This window comes from Siminovitchia fortis (assembly GCF_003605365.2).
Classification (GTDB): Bacteria; Bacillota; Bacilli; order Bacillales; family Bacillaceae_C; genus Siminovitchia; species Siminovitchia fortis.
Map to the genome: position 1 here is coordinate 67637 of NZ_QYTU02000008.1, position 15623 is coordinate 83259.

The 15623-nt window shown below is 45.6% G+C and carries 16 protein-coding genes; 13 read left to right on the forward strand and 3 right to left on the reverse strand.

What is annotated here, in order from left to right; all coding sequences use genetic code 11:
• Positions 1-63: 63 nt before the first annotated feature.
• Genes thrB through D4N35_RS05795 form a run of 3 tightly spaced genes read right to left on the reverse strand, consistent with a single transcriptional unit; the run spans position 64 to position 3334 of the window.
• A complete protein-coding gene (thrB, locus tag D4N35_RS05785; RefSeq protein WP_120071342.1) occupies positions 64-975 on the reverse strand; it encodes a homoserine kinase in 912 nt (303 codons plus the stop codon).
• Entirely contained in the window at positions 972-2033 is a 1062-nt protein-coding gene (thrC, locus tag D4N35_RS05790; RefSeq protein WP_120071344.1) for a threonine synthase, read from the reverse strand. Before thrC ends, thrB begins: the two co-directional genes overlap by 4 nt.
• Entirely contained in the window at positions 2030-3334 is a 1305-nt protein-coding gene (locus tag D4N35_RS05795; protein WP_120071347.1) for a homoserine dehydrogenase, read from the reverse strand. Before D4N35_RS05795 ends, thrC begins: the two co-directional genes overlap by 4 nt.
• 196 nt (positions 3335-3530) lie before the next feature.
• Between D4N35_RS05795 and D4N35_RS05800 the strand changes: the two genes are divergently transcribed.
• From D4N35_RS05800 to D4N35_RS05860, 13 genes are all read left to right on the forward strand, one after another.
• Entirely contained in the window at positions 3531-4499 is a 969-nt protein-coding gene (locus D4N35_RS05800) for an alpha/beta hydrolase (RefSeq protein ID WP_120071349.1), read from the forward strand.
• A gap of 17 nt (positions 4500-4516) precedes the next feature.
• A complete protein-coding gene (locus D4N35_RS05805; RefSeq protein WP_120071351.1) occupies positions 4517-4789 on the forward strand; it encodes a YmzC family protein in 273 nt (90 codons plus the stop codon).
• Between the two features lie 22 nt (positions 4790-4811).
• Entirely contained in the window at positions 4812-5408 is a 597-nt protein-coding gene (locus D4N35_RS05810; protein WP_120071353.1) for a DNA-3-methyladenine glycosylase, read from the forward strand.
• A 567-nt stretch (positions 5409-5975) separates the two neighbouring features.
• The gene (locus tag D4N35_RS05815; protein ID WP_120071355.1) at positions 5976-6758 is read left to right on the forward strand and encodes a hypothetical protein; all 783 of its coding nucleotides are present in this window, start codon (positions 5976-5978) and stop codon (positions 6756-6758) included.
• 2 nt (positions 6759-6760) lie between these two features.
• Positions 6761-7141 carry a GntR family transcriptional regulator gene (locus D4N35_RS05820; protein ID WP_120071358.1) on the forward strand — a complete coding sequence of 127 codons (381 nt, stop codon included), beginning with the start codon at positions 6761-6763 and terminating at the stop codon, positions 7139-7141.
• Positions 7131-7841, forward strand: coding sequence for an ABC transporter ATP-binding protein (locus tag D4N35_RS05825; protein ID WP_120071360.1), 711 nt, complete (start codon positions 7131-7133; stop codon positions 7839-7841). Before D4N35_RS05820 ends, D4N35_RS05825 begins: the two co-directional genes overlap by 11 nt.
• Positions 7842-7846: 5 nt before the next feature.
• The gene (locus D4N35_RS05830) at positions 7847-8770 is read left to right on the forward strand and encodes an ABC transporter ATP-binding protein (RefSeq protein WP_120071421.1); all 924 of its coding nucleotides are present in this window, start codon (positions 7847-7849) and stop codon (positions 8768-8770) included.
• Positions 8763-9719, forward strand: coding sequence for an ABC transporter permease (locus D4N35_RS05835; RefSeq protein WP_120071362.1), 957 nt, complete (start codon positions 8763-8765; stop codon positions 9717-9719). The genes D4N35_RS05830 and D4N35_RS05835 overlap by 8 nt, the downstream gene beginning before the upstream one ends.
• Before the next feature lie 212 nt (positions 9720-9931).
• A complete protein-coding gene (locus D4N35_RS05840; RefSeq protein ID WP_120071364.1) occupies positions 9932-11602 on the forward strand; it encodes a peptide ABC transporter substrate-binding protein in 1671 nt (556 codons plus the stop codon).
• Positions 11603-11714: 112 nt separating this feature from the next.
• On the forward strand, positions 11715-12644 hold the full coding sequence (locus D4N35_RS05845; RefSeq protein WP_120071366.1) for an ABC transporter permease: 930 nt from the start codon (positions 11715-11717) through the stop codon (positions 12642-12644).
• On the forward strand, positions 12644-13576 hold the full coding sequence (locus D4N35_RS05850) for an ABC transporter permease (RefSeq protein WP_120071368.1): 933 nt from the start codon (positions 12644-12646) through the stop codon (positions 13574-13576). Before D4N35_RS05845 ends, D4N35_RS05850 begins: the two co-directional genes overlap by 1 nt.
• Before the next feature lie 17 nt (positions 13577-13593).
• Positions 13594-14589, forward strand: a complete 996-nt coding sequence (locus D4N35_RS05855) for an ABC transporter ATP-binding protein (protein ID WP_120071370.1) — start codon at positions 13594-13596, stop codon at positions 14587-14589.
• A 14-nt stretch (positions 14590-14603) separates the two neighbouring features.
• A complete protein-coding gene (locus D4N35_RS05860) occupies positions 14604-15596 on the forward strand; it encodes an ABC transporter ATP-binding protein (RefSeq protein WP_120071372.1) in 993 nt (330 codons plus the stop codon).
• Positions 15597-15623 lie beyond the last annotated feature (27 nt).

Consider the following 15623-nt stretch of genomic DNA (forward strand, 5'->3'; position numbering starts at 1 on the left):
TACTCTGCTAAAGATAATAAACGGCCCAAGTGCTCATCACTCGGGCCGCAGGCGATTCGTTCATTATTTACAATCCTGGAATTTCTCAACACGAAGTCCGTTTCGGTCGGCTTCCATCAATTCAATGGAGTAATTTGGCAGTACTGCCTGCATACCCTTCACGATTGATTCCCCGGTTCCTTTTGGAGCAAAGGATATCATTGTCGGTCCTGCACCGCTTATCACTGTTCCGAATGCTCCCATTTCCCTTGCAGCCTGGCGGATCTCATCGTAGTTTGGAATCAACGAAGCACGATAAGGCTCATGGAAGAGGTCGGCTTCCATCATTCTGCCGGCAAGCCCATAATCCCCTGATAGCAGTCCTGCAATCATGACATTCCCAATTCCGCTTGCAGCCGTTGCATCCGCTCGGCTGAACGTTTCAGGAAGAACTTTCCTGGCAGTTTCTGTCTTCAATTCGAAATTTGGAATATATAGGACAAGGTCCATGTTTAGATCGTCTGTTTGAAAATACTCCACTTTGTCTGTCCGCTTTGTTTCTGCCGTGACAATCAATCCGCCGAGCAGGGCCGGAGCGACATTATCCGGATGGCCTTCAAATTTTGTGGCCCATTCCAATTTTTCCTCCGGAGTTAATTCCAACTGGCAAAGCTGGTTGGCAAGTTCTATTCCGGCTACGACTGCTGAGGCGCTGCTTCCCATACCGCGGGCCAAAGGGATTTCACTTTCAACAACCACTTTACAAGGAGGAAGGACGGCTTCACATTCCGAAGCCATCCTTTCCGCCATTTGGTAAATAAAATGTTCTTGGGCTGCATCAGCAGGGGGGAGATGCTCTGAGCGGTGCTCAAATACCCATTCGTCACTTCTTTGAACGTGTAATGTCAAATAACGGTTCAGTGCCATTCCGACAGAATCGAATCCCGGGCCGATATTTGCGGTGCTTGCCGGAACAGAGATAGTGAAGCCGTTCATTCATTAACCACGCCTTTAATATAGTCTATAATGACATTTTCATCATTTGGAAGGACGACAGGATTGTACTCAATTTGAGATATGGCAGTTTGCGGGTCTTTCAGTCCGTTACCTGTCAATACAGCGACAACCTTGCTTCCTTTTTTGATGCTGCCGTTTTTCACCTGCTGAAGTACACCAGCAATAGATGCGCATGAACCAGGCTCGGCGAACACGCCTTCCTTACGTGCAATCAATTGGAATGCTTCTAGAATTTCTGCATCCGTTACAGACTCGATTTTACCTTCGGACTCATCTCTTGCTGCTGTCGCAAGGTTCCAGCTTGCAGGGTTTCCAATCCGGATGGCAGTTGCTACAGTTTCGGGATTTGCAATAGGCTCACCTTTCACAATCGCAGCTGCACCTTCCGCTTCGAAACCGTACATCTTAGGAAGTCCTGTCTGCTTCTCTTCGTTATATTCCTTGAATCCTTTCCAATAAGCGCTGATGTTTCCGGCATTCCCTACAGGGATGGCCAAAACGTCCGGAGCAGCGCCAAGCTGGTCGCAAATTTCAAACGCAGCTGTTTTCTGCCCTTCAATCCGGTAAGGATTGACAGAGTTTACAAGAGTAACAGGTGCTGTCTCACTGATTTTACGGACCATTGCCAAGGCTTCATCAAAGTTGCCTTCTATTTCAACGATTTCTGCTCCGTACATTATTGCCTGCGCCAATTTGCCAAGTGCGACCTTTCCGTTCGGAATAACGATGATCGCCCTGATTCCGGCTTTGGCGGCATAAGCCGCAGCAGCAGCAGATGTATTTCCTGTTGAGGCGCAAATGATCGATTTGCTGCCATCCTCAACAGCTTTTGCCACAGCCATGACCATTCCGCGGTCTTTAAATGAGCCGGTAGGGTTGGCTCCTTCCACTTTTGCGTACAATTCAATTCCCAGGTCTTTAGATAAATGGGCCAGATGTACTAAAGGTGTGTTACCTTCCTGAAGTGTTAATCTTGGTGTTTTTTCTGTCACAGGCAAATAAGGTTGATAATGCGAGATCAGGCCCGGCCAGTTCATTTTTCTCCATTCCCCTCTACACGATAATAACTGATTACGTCTTTTACAACGGACAAATCCCTAAGCTTCATTAAGGCCTCTTGGAAGTTTTCCAAGGAAACTGTATGTGTAACAATGATGATTTCAGCCAGTTCCCCTTTATTGAGCGGAGTTTGCAGGATTTTTTCAAAACTGATACCCAACTCGTTGAACAAAGTAGTGATTTGTGAAAATGCTCCAACTTCGTCAGCCAAATGAAGCCTGAAATAGAATTGTCCAAAACGCTCCTTAGGAGATTTTAACACACTTTCATATCTTGGGGCTACAGCGCTTTTTCCATTCACGCCAAGAAGCAGGTTTTTAATGACGGCAACAACGTCAGCCATGACGGCAGTGGCTGTCGGCAGGCTTCCTGCACCCGGTCCGTAGAACATTGTTTCACCGACTGCTTCACCTTGCACATAAATGGCGTTATACTCATTTTTGACAGAGGAGAGCGGATGGCTCTTGGATAAAAATGTCGGCTGGACGCTCACTTCCACTTTATGGTCGTCGACTTGGGCAAATCCGATCAGCTTCATGGAATAACCAAGTTTTTGCCCATAATGCAGGTCTTCAAGGGATAGCTTGCTGATACCTTCCACTTCCACATCATCAAGAGCAACGCTTGTGGAAAAGGCGAGTCTTGCAAGGATTGCCATTTTTCTGGCAGCATCCAGCCCTTCAACGTCAGCAGTAGGGTCCGCTTCGGCAAATCCGAGTTCCTGCGCCTTTTTCAGGGCATTTTCATAGGACTGACCTTCCTCTTCCATTTTTGTTAAAATATAATTAGTTGTACCGTTGACGATCCCCATCACTTTTTTCAGGCGGTCGGATACCAAACCTTCGGTCAATCCACGCAAAATAGGGATACCGCCGCCGACACTCGCTTCGTAAAACAGGTCAACGCCGTTTTCAACAGCCGCTTTTTGCAATTCGGGCCCATGGAGTGCAATCAGATCCTTATTAGCCGTAACGACATGTTTTTTCGCCTGGATTGCTTTTGTTATATGTTCTCTGGCTTCTTCAATTCCGCCCATCACTTCAACGACAAGATCGATTTCTGGGTCTTGAAGCACATCATCCGGGTTGGAGGTGAGGAATGTCTGGCCAATTTGAATGTCTCTTTCTTTCTCTGTGTTCCGTACAAGAATGCTTTTTACTTTGACACCGCAGCCGAGTTGGTGAACCAGCTCATCCTGGTGGTTTTCAACCAGCTGTACTACACCGGAACCAACAGTTCCCAAACCTAATAATCCGATAGATACATAGTCTTTCTTCATTAAAAATTCCTCACCTTTCTGTCTGTCTATAAAGTACATTTGTTTTTATATAGTAGACATTTAAGTTTTAAAAGTCAAGGTGTTTTTTTAATGCTTTTAGCTTCTTTTGAACAGAATGTGTCAAAGGGAAAAGAGGAATTCAAATATTTTTCTCGAAATAATATTTGTTAGATGGTAAAACATGAGGAGGAATCCGATGATGCTGGAACCGACGAACAGCTCACCTGTCCTAAGAAAAAGGCCAGGCACTTGGAATAAAAAGAAAATCGCGTGGATTGCCGGAATCATTATCATTTTATTGGCCTTTTCCGCTTGTATCGGAGTTTCCGTATATGTCGGGACGAATTTGACAAAGCCTGCAAAAAAAGCGATTGAGGTACTGCCAAGCGATTATGAGATGGAATATAAAGATATTGAGTTTATGAGCAAGGATGAAAAGACGAAGCTTTCCGGATGGGTGCTCGAGCCGCCGGGCCCGGCGAAAATGAATGTTGTTTTCGCACATGGCTACAAAGGGAACCGCTATGAAGAGAATATTCCGTTCTTGCCGCTGGCCAGCAACCTGCTTGCTGACGGCTATCGTGTCATCATGTTCGATTTCCGCCATGCGGGAGAATCGGATGGGGAGATGACAACGGTCGGGGTAAAAGAAAAGCTTGATTTGCTTGGTGCCATTGACTGGACGGCCGAAAATTATGAAGAGCCTGTCGGGTTATTGGGTATTTCAATGGGGGCTGCCACTTCAATATTGGCCGCGGCTGACTCGGAAGATGTCATTGCTGTTGTTGCCGACAGTCCTTTCAGCGACCTGCACGACTATTTGAAGGTGAACATGCCGGTGTGGACTGGCTTGCCGAACTTTCCGTTTACGCCTTTAATTTTGACCATCATACCAATGATGGCGGACATTGACCTTGATGAAGCAAGTCCCATCAGTGTATTGGACAGAGTAGCCCCGAGGCCGGTTCTTTTTATTCATAATAAAGGAGATGGGTCAATCCCTTATACGGAAAGCGAAATGATGGCGAAGAAGGATCCGGAGCATTTTACCTTATGGCTCACGGAAGGGGAGGGCCATGTCAAATCCTTTGAGCAGAATTCTGAGGAATATGTTGAAAAGGTGAAGGGGTTTTTTGACGGAGCGCTGGCAGAAGTGAAAAAATAAAGAAATGAGTGAACATATTGGAAGAGCAGGCAAGGGAATTAAGGCGAATTCGGATTACGTTAATTTTTTTGGTGATTGTCACGCTTATTAGCGGGGGCAATTCGGATGTCAGTGTGGACTATCTTGGTGATGACAATGAAATGGAGATTTCACAGCAAAATGTCGTTCCATTGGGAGATGGCCGTTTCGGCGTAATTGAATATAACTATTTGGAAATATACGAGTATGATTCTGAACATAATAAAGTAAAGAAAGTGAAAGAAGTTTCACTCGATGAATTAAATGAATGATTGCGGAGCGGGTGTTTAGACAGTGAGTGAAAACATTTCAATAGAACCACTGAACGAAAAGTTTTTTCAACAGCCGACGCTCGAACTGGCCCGGTCGCTTCTGGGCTGCCTGCTTGTGAAAGAGACGGAGGAGGGGCTCACCGCAGGCTATATAGTGGAAACGGAAAGCTATAGGGGACCGCATGACCGTGCTGCACATAGCTTCGGAAACAGAAGGACGAAGCGGACGGAAATCATGTTTGGGCAGGCGGGACTTGTTTATACTTATACGATGCATACGCATTGCCTGATCAATGTGGTTAGTGCAGGTGTTGATGAACCCGAAGCCGTTCTGATCCGTGCGTTGGAACCTTCTAAAGGGATTGAGTTGATGAAGCGGAGGCGTCCAGTCGACCAAATGAAAAATTTGACGAACGGCCCCGGAAAATTGACCAAAGCGATGGGGATTACAATGGAAGATTACGGACGAAAATTTTTCGAGCGGCCGCTGTTCATCAGTGAAGGAATTTCCCCTGATGAGATTGAACAGGGAACAAGGATCGGGATTCAGAATACGGGCGAGGCGCGTTTTTATCCGTGGCGTTTTTGGATTAAGGGAAATCAATATGTATCAAAGTAAAAGAACTTCCAATTTTGGAGGTTCTTTTTGTATGAAAAAAAACGCTTGGATTAGAAAGTGAGCAAGATGATCTAAAACGCGGCTGGCTCAAATGTCGGTAACTGGGCGCAGTCTCCAGTTGCCCGCGCAAGGGGTTTATCGCCGACCGCGGTAACTGGGCGTCGTCTCCAATGCCCGCGCAAGGGATTTATCGCCGACCGCGGTAACTGGGCGTCGTCTCCAATGCCCGCGCAAGGGATTTATCGCCGACCGCGGTAACTGGGCGTCGTCTCCAATGCCCGCGCAAGGGATTTATCGCCGACCGCGGTAACTGGGCGTCGTCTCCAGTGCCCGCGCAATAGGCTTATCACCGACCGCGGTCACTGCGCAGGAAAGATGCACGCAACCGCTGTGCTGCTCCAAAACCCGTCTGCCCCAACTAAAACGACTTACGTTCGATGACGTGAATCCGCACAATAAATTCCTCCCACACCAGCCTTTTTTCAAAAATAGGTTTGACATGTATGTTTGTATTAGTGTACTATCTAATTAATACACTGGTACAAAAAGCAAACGGAGGGAAATATAATGAGGGCATTTATAGGATTATTGAGAAAAGACTTGACCATTATAAGGAACTGGTATCTGACATGGTTTGCTTTCATGCTTGTAGGGATGGTTGGAATATATGTTTTTTCCGTCTATGTTTCTGAACCGAGCATTCCTGTCCCATTCCTTGTGATGATGGCCAGTTTGCATCTGCTCTTGGCACCACTGACGATGCTGACGGCTCTTAATTTGGAGGGCAAGACACAATTATGGCTCTATAACCCGCAGAGCAGCGCGAAACTGCTGCTGTCAAAACTCAGTGCAGCCGCTGTTATTCAGTTGCTTGCGCAATTTTTCATTTTGCTGTATGCCTTCTTTGTCATGAAAATCCTGCTTGCTAACGGCCTGATTGACAGCTACAACAGTTTTCTTCCTGTAAAGCAAGGGCTTTTCATGCAACTCGGAATTTTTGCGGTTGCCATATATTTTTCGGTATGGGTTATTTTCCTTTGGACGCTTTATCACTTGCTCGGCAAATATCCGGCCATTAAAAATTTCCGCTGGCTTGCAGTCCTTCTTGTCTGGTTCGCATTCGGATTTCTGGAAACCCTACTATCCAAGACGAAGCTGTTTAAAAAAGAAATGTTTTTCTCTGTCAACATCAATATTTCACCCAAAATGGACTATGGGACGCACAACAGCTGGAATATCGTCTATACCGATGCTCACATTCCGCTGCTAATAATCGGTCTGTACGCTGTTGTGGCGATCATCGTTTTCCTCTTATCCAGCTGGCTTCTTGACAGGAAAGTCGAGGTGTAATCATGGCAAAAGATTTTGAAGCATCCAAACCCATTTATATACAGATCACTGAAAAGATTTTTCAAAGGATTATTCGCGGTGAATTAAAGCCTGGGGAAAAATTGCCTTCCGTAAGGGAAATGGCTGTACAGTCGGGTGTCAACCCAAATACGGTACAAAGGTCATATGCGGAAATGGAAAGGATGGGTGTTGTGGAGACAAAGCGCGGGCAGGGAACATTTGTCATTGAGAGGGAAAGTATCGTGGATGAATTGAAGCACTCCATGCAAATAGAAGTGATCGGCCAATTTGTAAAAAGCATGGAAGAATTGGGATTTACGAAACAGCAAATGGTGAGCGGATTGAAAAATTTCTTGGAAGAAGGTGAACAGGGTGAGCATTGAGTTAAACGGCGTCACGAAAAAGTATGGGAAAGAAAAGGCTTTGAACAACGTTACATTGCATTTTGAGTCCGGTAAAATTTACGGACTGCTCGGCCCGAACGGCAGTGGAAAGTCCACCACCCTGAAATTGATCACGGGCTTGGTCTATCCAAACAGCGGAACTGTTTCAGTTTTACAGGAAAAAGTGACGAGAAGGATCAGTAAACATGTTGCATACTTGACGGAACTGGACATGTTCTACGATTCTTTTACCGGAGGAAAAATGATTGATTTCTATGACTCTCAATTTCCTGACTTTGACAGGGAAAAGGCCTTTCAGCTTCTTCAGGAGATGGAGCTTTCAGCGGATAAGAAAATTAAACAGCTTTCCAAAGGGAACAGGGGAAGATTGAAGCTTGTGCTGACATTGGCGAGGGATGTTCCTGTTGTATTGCTTGATGAACCATTTTCCGGCTTGGACCCCATGGTGAGAGATTCGATTGTCAAAAGCCTGCTGGCTTATATCAATTTTGAAAAACAGACAGTCATCATCGCCACCCACGAAATTGACGAGATCGAACCGATTATGGATGAGGTCGTTGCCATTTACAACGGAGATATTATCGGCCATAAAAATGTGGAAACCCTGCGCGAAGAACAAGGATTATCCGTCCTAGATTGGTTTAAATCAACAATGGCAAACAAGAGAAAGGAGGTGTAATGGCGATGGGAGCAGTTGTTGAGCTTGAAAATGTGACGAAAACGATTAAGGGAAGAAAAATCATCGATAATCTAAGCTTTAGTGTAAATGCCGGGGAGGTGTTCGGTTTTTTAGGGCCGAACGGCGCAGGTAAAACAACAACAATCAGAATGATCGTCGGACTGATCGGCATGACGTCTGGAGAAATAAAAATCTGCGCCAGCAGCGTCAGGAAAGAATACGAGAACGCTATCAGCCATGTAGGGGCCATCGTTGAAAATCCTGAACTGTATAAATTTTTGTCCGGCTATCAGAACCTTCAGCAGGCCGCACGCTTAAGCAAAGGAGTAACGAAAGAAAAAATTGACGAGATTGCTGCGCTTGTCGGATTGACGGATAGAATACATGACAAAGTCAAAACTTATTCCTTGGGTATGAGGCAAAGATTAGGGATTGCCCAAAGCCTCCTGCATGACCCGAAAATCCTCATTCTGGATGAGCCGACCAACGGACTCGATCCTGCCGGAATCAGAGAGATCAGGGACTATTTAAGAAGATTGGCCGAAAAAAAGAATCTGGCCATTATCGTATCCAGCCATCTGCTGTCCGAAATGGAAATGATGTGCGACCGGATCGCCATTATACAAAAAGGAAAGCTTATCAACATTCAAAATGTGTCAAGCGATGAGACGGAATCAGACAAAAAAACCTATTTCTGTGATGTGGATAACCGAAATAAGGCAATCAAAGTGTTATCCAAAAACGGCATCCAGGCTGTAAAGCATGATAAAGGCGTCCAGATCTATTTGGAAACAAGCGAGGTTCCGGATGCATTGCGTCTGCTCCTGGAGAATGATTTGCTTGTTTTTGAGATGCGTCCTGTCAAGAAATCTCTTGAGGAAAAATTTTTGGAAATAACCAATCATTCGGAGGTGGCAGCCCATGTTTAATTTAGTTCGAAATGAATGGGAGAAGATTTTTAGGCAAAAAAGCACCTTTATCATGATTGGATTCCTCATTCTGATTGTATTTGTCAATGCCGGCATAACCAAATATCTTGAAGGAAAAGAAAGACCGTCAGGAAATAACTGGAAGCAGGAACTGATGGCGGAAAATGAATCGCTGAAGCAGGAGTCTGACGGCGTGCAAATCATGACTCCGTCCATGAAGGAATTTATCCATAAACAGGTGGCTGTCAATGAATATCGGATAAAAAATGACCTGCCCCCAGTTTCCAAAAGCACAGTTTGGACATTCATCAATGATTCCGCTGGACTGATTCCTTTTGCCGGGTTGTTCGTGTTGATCATCGCCGCAGGAATTGTGGCCAACGAGTTTTCATGGGGAACCATCAAAGTACTGCTTGTAAAGCCGTATAAGCGATGGAAGATCCTGCTTTCCAAATATATTGCCGTCAATCTTTTCCTGCTGTTGATGCTCATTGTATTGTTTGTTTTTTCGGGGATTGCCGGAGCTGTACTATTCGGGACAGGGGAAGCGGCAGCAAATGTCCACCTGGCGTATGTAAACGGCCGGGTCGAGGAGCAAAGCCTGTTCTTGTATTTGATTAAATCCTATGCGTTCAGCTCTTTAAGCATCTTTTTGCTTGTCGCCATGGCTTTTATGATATCGGCGGTGTTCAGAAGCAGCGCACTTGCAATAGGCCTTTCAGTATTCCTGCTTTTTACAGGGGGAACGATCACGAATTTGTTGGCGAGCAAATTTGAATGGGCCAAATACAGCCTGTTCGCAAATACAAACTTGATGCAATATGTCGACGGATTGCCAATGGTCGAAAGTATGACGATGAAGTTTTCCGTAATAATTTTATTGATCTATTTTTCCTTATTTCACATCTCGGCATTTGCTTTTTTTACAAGGCGGGATATTGCGGCATAGCCGTGTAAAGTGCAAAAATGAATCCATATTCCCGTTACGGATTATCTTCGGAAAATAATTTGATAGAATAATAATATATTGGATATTCTCTCCCTTTTTGGTATATTAGTGTTGTAACGAAAAAGCAAATGAATTGCAATTGGCATCATAGAATGATAGAGGAGGCAATTGTTTGCTTACCGTTGCAAAAATACCAAAAAGGGGGAATTAGTTTGAAGAAGAAGCGATTTGCTTTATTGAGTTTTGCAACCGCATTCATGCTGCTGCTCGGAGGCTGTTTCAGCGGAGAAACCGAGTCGAAGCCGGATTCTTCTGATGGAGAAAAATCCGGTGAAGAACAGTCCGATGGCAAAAAGGTATTAAACCTGAACAACAAAGAAGAGCCGGGATCACTGCATCCGGGGACAGCCCAGGGAACCCACGATTCATGGGTCTTGGAGCATGTTTTTGAAGGATTGACAAAGAAAACTCCTGAAGGGGAAATTGTTCCCGGAATGGCAGAAGATTGGGAGGTCAGTGATGACGGCATCACCTGGACATTCAATCTGAAAGATGACGTGGTATGGTCCAACGGCGATCCGGTAACTGCCCATGACTTTGAATATGCGTGGAAATATGTACTCAATCCTGAAACCGCTTCCGAATACGCTTACCAGATGTATTATCTTGCGGGAGGGGAAGAGTACAACAGCTCCGAAAACAAGGATGAATATGCTGAGTTGGAAGAAAAAGTCGGAGTAAAAGCTTTAGACGACCATACGCTTGAAGTCAAGCTTGCTGAGCCGACGCCTTATTTCCTTGATTTGACATCTTTTTATACGTATTATCCTGTGAACAAAAAGGTTCAGGAAGAAAACCCCGACTGGGCACTGGAAGCAGACAGCTACGTATCTAACGGTGCATTTAAGCTGGCTGAATGGAAACATAAAGAAAGTTTGAAATTGGAGAAAAGCGAAAACTATTATGACAAGGACAAAATTAACTTGGATGAAGTCAATTTTGTCATGATTGCCAATGAAGATACTGCCTGGCAAATGTATCAGGCGGATGAACTTGATTTAGTCTACCCATTGCCGCAGGATGTCACGGGTGAACTGAACAGTAAAGATGATCCAGAGTTTGAAATAGCTCCGGATTTGTCTGTTTACTATTATAATTTAAACAACGAGGTAAAACCGTTCAATAATGCAAAGGTCAGAAAAGCCCTCTCGATGGCGATTGACCGGAAGGCGCTTGTTGAACATGTAGCGCAGGGGGGCCAGAAGCCGGCATATGGTATAGTCCCGCCGGGAATCCCTGATGTTGAAGGAGATTTCCAGGAAAACTCCGGAGAACTATTTAAAGAAGATGTGGAAGAAGCCAAAAAGCTTTTAAAAGAAGGGCTCGCTGAAGAAGGCTTGGATAAAATGCCGAAATTTACATTTACTTATAACACGGATGAGGGACATAAGAAAATAGGCGAGGCTGTACAAGAAATGTGGCGTAAAAACCTGGGTATTGATGTGACATTGGAAAATGTCGAATTCCAGGTCAAGCTTGACCGCGAAAAAGCAGGAGATTATGAAATTTCCCGTGCCGGCTGGGTTGGAGACTATGTCGACCCGATGACATTCGTAGATCTATGGGTATCCGGAGGCTCTTTCAACGATGCCAACTGGAGCAACGAAGAATATGACAAGAATGTCAAGCTTGCCAAAACATCCATGGATCCAAAAGAACGCATGGAAGCCATGCACAAAGCCGAGGAAATTTTAATGGATGAGATGCCAATCATCCCGCTTTATTTCTACACAAAGCCTTTTACTGTCAAACCGCATGTAAAAGGTGTCTTTACACCGATCAACCGATACCCGCAGTTCATTTATGCTGATATTGAAAAATAACCATGCATTCCAAAATCGAGGTATGCCATTTTTGGCATACCTGGTTTTGCTGCATTATGGGGTTAGCGGTCTAGTCAACCAAGAAAAAAGCACTATGAAAGAGGTGTAAAAGATGTGGAAATACACGTTGAATCGATTATTCTGGGCAATTATTACTGTGTGGGTCATCATCACCCTCACCTTTATCATTATGAAAATTATTCCGGGGAATCCATTTGCAAGAGAAGGTGCCATGCCCCCGGCTGTATATAACAACCTGCAGCGCCATTATAATTTGGACAAGCCAGAAATTGTCCAATATGGCCATTATTTAAAATCTGTTCTCCAATTCGATTTCGGGCCATCCATGAAAACAAAATCCATATCAGTCAATGATTATATTAAAAAAGGGTTTCCCGTTTCTCTTCACCTGGGTCTCCAGGCACTATTGATAGCGGTTGCTTTCGGTTTGATCCTGGGAGTCATCGCGGCATTGTACAGAAATCGATGGCCTGACTATAGTTCGATGGTACTTGCCATTATAGGCCTGTCGGTCCCGAATTTTGTCTTTGCAACCTTCTTGATCTACTATGTTGCAGTCCAGTGGGAATTGCTGCCGGTTGCCACATGGAAGTCGTGGGCGCATACAATTCTGCCTTCCATCGCACTTGCCATGATGCCGATGGCCTTTATCGCCAGGCTTATGAGATCCAGCATGCTGGAAGTGATGAGCCAGGATTATATTTTAACTGCCAAGGCAAAAGGGTTGGCCAGAAGTGTCATCATTTTAAAGCATGCGATCCGGAATGCCATTCTGCCTGTTGTGACGGTTCTCGGAATCCTGACTGCCAATCTGGTGACCGGAAGTTTTATCGTTGAGTTTATTTTCGGTATACCAGGCATGGGGGAAATGTTTGTAAAAAGTATCTTCAACCGTGATTACCCGGTCATCTTAGGGTCTACGATCTTCTACAGCATCATTCTTATTGGATTGATCTTTATTGTAGATATCGCCTATACATGGATTGATCCGAGAATCAAGATTACAAGGGAGAGCAGCTGATGAGCAAGCAGGAACTGAAATTGACGGAAGAGATGTTTTTGCCCGCGGAAGACAATTATAAAGAAGCCGAGAAAATTGCCAGGCCTTCTGTTTCCTACTGGTCAGATGTATGGCGGAGACTGGTTGAAAACAAGCTTGCGATGCTCGGATTGATTGTCATTATTTTATTGACCATCATGGCGATTATCGGCCCGCATTTGAACGAATACACGTATTACGAACAAGACTTTACAAAAAAGAATGTGAAGCCGAATGCTGAACATTGGTTCGGAACGGACACAGCAGGCAGAGACCTGTTCACCCGCAGCTGGTACGGCGCAAGAATTTCTCTGTTTATCGGAGTGATGGCTGCGCTGATCGACTTTTTGATTGGTGTTACGTACGGCGGTATTTCAGCCATTAAAGGCGGGCGCGTGGACAACGCTATGATGAGGATTGCCGAAATTCTTTATGCCATTCCTTATTTGCTTGTTGTTATTTTAGTCATGATTGTCATGGAAAAAGGAATTTGGCCGATCATTATCGCTTTGTCGATCACTGGCTGGATTCAAATGGCCAGACTGGTAAGAGGCCAGGTTTTACAATTGAAAGAGCAGGAATTCGTTCAGGCTTCCAACGCAATGGGTGCGAAAATGGGCTGGATTTTGCGAAAGCATATGATACCGAATACGCTTGGTCCCATCCTAGTGAATATTACCCTTACCGTTCCGACGGCAATTTTTGCAGAGGCGACCCTAAGCTTCCTTGGGTTGGGCGTCCAGGCACCGCAGGCGAGCTGGGGAACACTCGTCAGCGATTCGCTTGGGAGCATTCACGTTGGGAATTTTTACCAGCTTTTCATACCTGCGATATTAATCTCTTTAACAATGCTAGCCTTTAACGTATTTGGCGACGGACTCAGGGATGCGCTCGATCCCAAATTGCGGGATTAAGAAAGGTGGGGATCGATATGAAGAACGTACTGGAAGTAAAAGACTTGCATGTATCCTTTCACACACACGCCGGGGAAGTAAAAGCTGTCCGCGGTGTCAATTTCAATGTGGGACAGGGTGAGACGGTAGCCATTGTTGGAGAATCAGGCTGTGGAAAAAGTGTGACAGCCAAATCGATTATGAAGCTGCTGCCTTCGCCTCCGGTACAATATAAGCAGGGATCGATTGAATTTCAAGGGAAAAACTTGTTTGAAGTCTCCGAAAAAGAAATGCAGCGCATCCGCGGAAATCAAATCAGCATGATTTTCCAGGATCCGATGACATCTTTGAATCCGACAAGCAAGGTCGGAAGCCAAATTATGGAAGCAATTTTAAAGCATAATGACATCAACAAAAAAGCGGCTATTGAAAAAGCGATTGATATGCTGAAACTTGTTGGGATTCCGCAGCCGGACAAGCGGGTCAATCAATACCCCCATGAATTTTCCGGGGGAATGCGCCAAAGGGCCATGATTGCGATGGCGCTTGCATGCAACCCACGCCTGCTGATCGCGGACGAGCCGACAACAGCGCTTGATGTAACCATCCAGGCGCAAATACTGGAATTAATGAAGAAAATCCAGAAGGAGACCGGAACATCCATTATTTTAATCACACATGACCTGGGGGTCGTAGCGGAAGTGGCTGACCGGGTGGTCGTCATGTACGCCGGCCAGGTGGTTGAAACCGGAACGGTGAAGGAGCTGTTTGCCAATCCTCAGCATCCGTACACGATGGGATTATTGAATTCGATCCCGCGTCTGGATATGGATAAAACACAGCCGCTGTCGCCGATTATCGGGACACCGCCCGATTTGATCGAGCCTCCTGAAGGCTGCCCGTTTTATGCCAGATGCCAATATGCCATGCGTGTTTGTAAAGGCAATGATCCGGAGCTCGAGGAAGTGAGGACAAACCAATTTGCCGCTTGCTGGCTTCATCATCCTATGGCCCAAAAGAGAGCAAGTGTGTGACAAGGAGGAAGCAGATGGCGCCGCAACTGAAAGAAAGACAATCTTTTGAACAGGAAAGCTCTTCTTCACCATTGATTCAGGTGAAGGATTTGAAAAAATATTTTACGGTAGGTAATAAAAAATTGAAAGCGGTCGACGGACTGAACCTGGATATTTACCCGGGGGAAACCGTAGGACTTGTCGGCGAAAGCGGCTGCGGCAAATCCACAGCCGGGAGAACAATCATCAGATTGTACGAACCGACGTCCGGTGAAGTTTTATATAACGGAAAAAATATATATGGAAATAATGAACGGGAAATGTCCAAACTGCGAAGGGAAATCCAGATGGTGTTTCAAGATCCATATGCATCATTGAATCCGCGGATGACAGTAGAGGAAATCATCGGAGAGCCGTTTGCGATTCACCATGCATTGGGCGGGAAAAAGAAAAAGGAGCGCATCAAAGAACTTCTTCGGCTTGTCGGACTGAATACCGATCATATAAGCCGCTTCCCGCACGAATTCAGCGGCGGGCAGCGCCAGCGGATCGGGATTGCCCGGGCACTTGCCCTGGACCCGAAGTTCATTGTATGTGACGAGCCGATTTCTGCATTGGACGTTTCAATCCAGGCACAGGTCGTGAACCTGCTGAAGGAATTGCAGCGGAAAATGGGCTTGACTTACTTGTTTATCGCACATGACTTGTCCATGGTCAAATATATATCTGATCGGATCCTTGTCATGTATCTTGGTAAAATGGTCGAGCTGGCGGACAGCGAAGAACTGTATGAAGATCCGTTGCATCCGTATACCAAGGCATTGTTGTCATCAGTCCCGATACCTGATCCGGAATTGAGGCGCGAGCGGATCATCCTCAAAGGGGATGTGCCAAGCCCGATCGATCCGCCAAGCGGCTGCGTATTCCGGACACGCTGCCCGGCAGCCATGGATGTGTGTGCCAAGGCAGTGCCCGAGTGGCAGGAAGTGAAGCCGGGCCACTTTACAGCGTGTCATTTATATCAATAATGCAGGGTGGGTTGCCCAACAGCCGGA